Raw genomic sequence first — 1,926 nt, 5'->3', positions numbered from 1 at the left:
GTCAGGGGGGGGGTGGCGCGGGCCGCAGGCATACGCGCTGCCGCAAGGCACCACCCCGCTGCGACTAGGCCCGGCGAGCGCCGAACCGAGTCTCGCTGCCCCTCCTCTCAAGAGGAGGGGTTTTGCGTTTCGAAGGACTTACGATGCTCCAGCGCGAACTGATCGACACGACGCAGATCGAGGACGGTGTCCTGCTCGAACTCTACAGCCACGGGCGCGACTTCATGATCGTGCTCGGGCGCAACGAGCTGATGAGCACGCGGATGCGCTTCTCCGAGGAGCAGCTCGCCGAGCTGACGTTGGGCAAGCTCGGCAAGGAAAGCCCCCGCATCCTGATCGGCGGCTATGGCATGGGCTTCACCTACCGCGCCGCCGCCGCGCGGCTGGGGGCCAAGGCGCAGATCGTGATCGCCGAGATCAGCGACAAGATCGTCGACTGGGCGAGGGGGCCGATGGCCGAGCTGACCGGCGAGAGCCTTGCCGACCCCCGCCTCGATCTCCGGATCTGCGACGTCGCGGCGCTGATCGACGATGCCAATGACGGCACCTGCGCCAAGTTCGACGCGATCCTGCTCGATGTCGACAACGGCCCCGACGGGCTCGTGCGCGATGCCAACAACCGCCTCTATTCGCGCACCGGCCTCGCGAAGGCGCGCGACGCGCTGAAGCCCGGCGGGATCCTCAGCGTGTGGTCGGCCGCGCCCGACCCCGCCTTCCGCAAGCGGCTCAAGGATGCGGGCCTCGAAGTGGAGGAGCGCGGCATCCGCTCGCGCCCGAACAACAAGGGCGCGCACCACACGATCTGGTTTGCTCAGAAGTCGTAGATCAGCGTCACGCGGCTCAGCGTGTCGGTCTGCACCGCGCCCGGCGGCGGGTTGCTGTCATACTCCAGCGCATAGGAAAATCGCGCCTTCAGCTTCTTGGCGATCGCCGCATCGAGCCCGGTGACGAGGTCGACCGAGGTGTTGCGCGAATCGATGATGGCGATCGCCGAACCCCCGGTCTCGGCCACCGCGTTGGTGTCCTGCGTCAGCTTCAGCCGCTCGGTGATCTGCCAGTCGAAGTCGAGCGCGAGCAGCCCGGCGATGCGGTCCTCGCTGCGCCCGTCGGTGAACTCGGTGACGCGGTAGGCGGGGCCTGCCTTAAGGGAAAGCTGCACGTCCTTGCCCTTGATCGCCTGGTAGCCCATCCCGCCCGAGATCGCGTAGCGCGCATCGAAGCCCTGGAAGCGGTCGCGCTCGTACTGGGCGAGGGCATAGACGTAGAAATTGTCCGACACGTTCACGTTGGGCTCGTAGCGCGCGAGGAACTGCTCGCGCGTGGTGACCCCGCCGGCGCGCTGGTAATCGGCGCGGCCCGTCAGGCGGTGGCGCCATTTGATCCCCTGCCGGTCGAGCGAGAGCGCGGCGGTGACGCCGGTGGTCGAGGTGTTGCCGGTCGAGCGGAAGCCGCCGAGCTCGCCCCGGCCGCTCCAGTTGTCGAACAGGTCGGCCTCGCGCAGCGCGGCGAGCCTCGCTTCCTCCTTGGCCTGCTTGCGCGCGGCGAGCGCGGTGTTGAAGCTGGAAAGGATGGCGTCGATTTCGGCGGTGTCGGCGGGATTGGTCTGCTTGGCGATGTCCGCGACGGTGCGCACCTTGGCCTCGTCCCCGGTGGCGATCGCCGCGTCGAGCATCGCGCGCACGGGTTCGGGCAGCTCGGCCAATAAAGGCTGTGCGACGCCCACCGCGCCAATCATCGCTGCAATCCGCAATCCCCGCGAGGCGATCATGTTAGCGCTCCCTTCCGTCGCACCCTCTCCATAGAGGCGAGGGCGGGGGGCGGACAAGCCCCTCCCGCGCTCAGCGGACGCGCGGCCCGCCGAAGGGCAGCGGCGGGGGCGGGCGACGCACGCCGCGCGGCAGCTGCGCCTGGTAGGCACGCCCGCAA

2 protein-coding genes are annotated in these 1,926 nt (G+C 69.0%); one reads left to right on the top strand and one right to left on the bottom strand.

What is annotated here, in order from left to right; genetic code table 11:
- Nucleotides 1-143: 143 nt before the first annotated feature.
- On the top strand, nt 144-824 hold the full coding sequence (locus AX692_RS16190; RefSeq protein WP_073973463.1) for an MnmC family methyltransferase: 681 nt from the start codon (nt 144-146) through the stop codon (nt 822-824).
- On the opposite strand, the gene AX692_RS16185 is transcribed toward AX692_RS16190, so the two are convergent.
- Entirely contained in the window at nt 812-1,768 is a 957-nt protein-coding gene (locus AX692_RS16185) for a DUF481 domain-containing protein (RefSeq protein WP_073973464.1), read from the bottom strand. The two genes, AX692_RS16190 and AX692_RS16185, sit on opposite strands and share 13 nt — an antisense overlap.
- Nucleotides 1,769-1,926: the final 158 nt, after the last annotated feature.

Source organism: Erythrobacter donghaensis, from assembly GCF_001557325.1.
Classification (GTDB): Bacteria; Pseudomonadota; Alphaproteobacteria; order Sphingomonadales; family Sphingomonadaceae; genus Erythrobacter; species Erythrobacter donghaensis_B.
The sequence above is the reverse complement of the archived record's forward strand: the minus strand, read 5'-3'. Positions and strand labels throughout refer to the sequence as shown.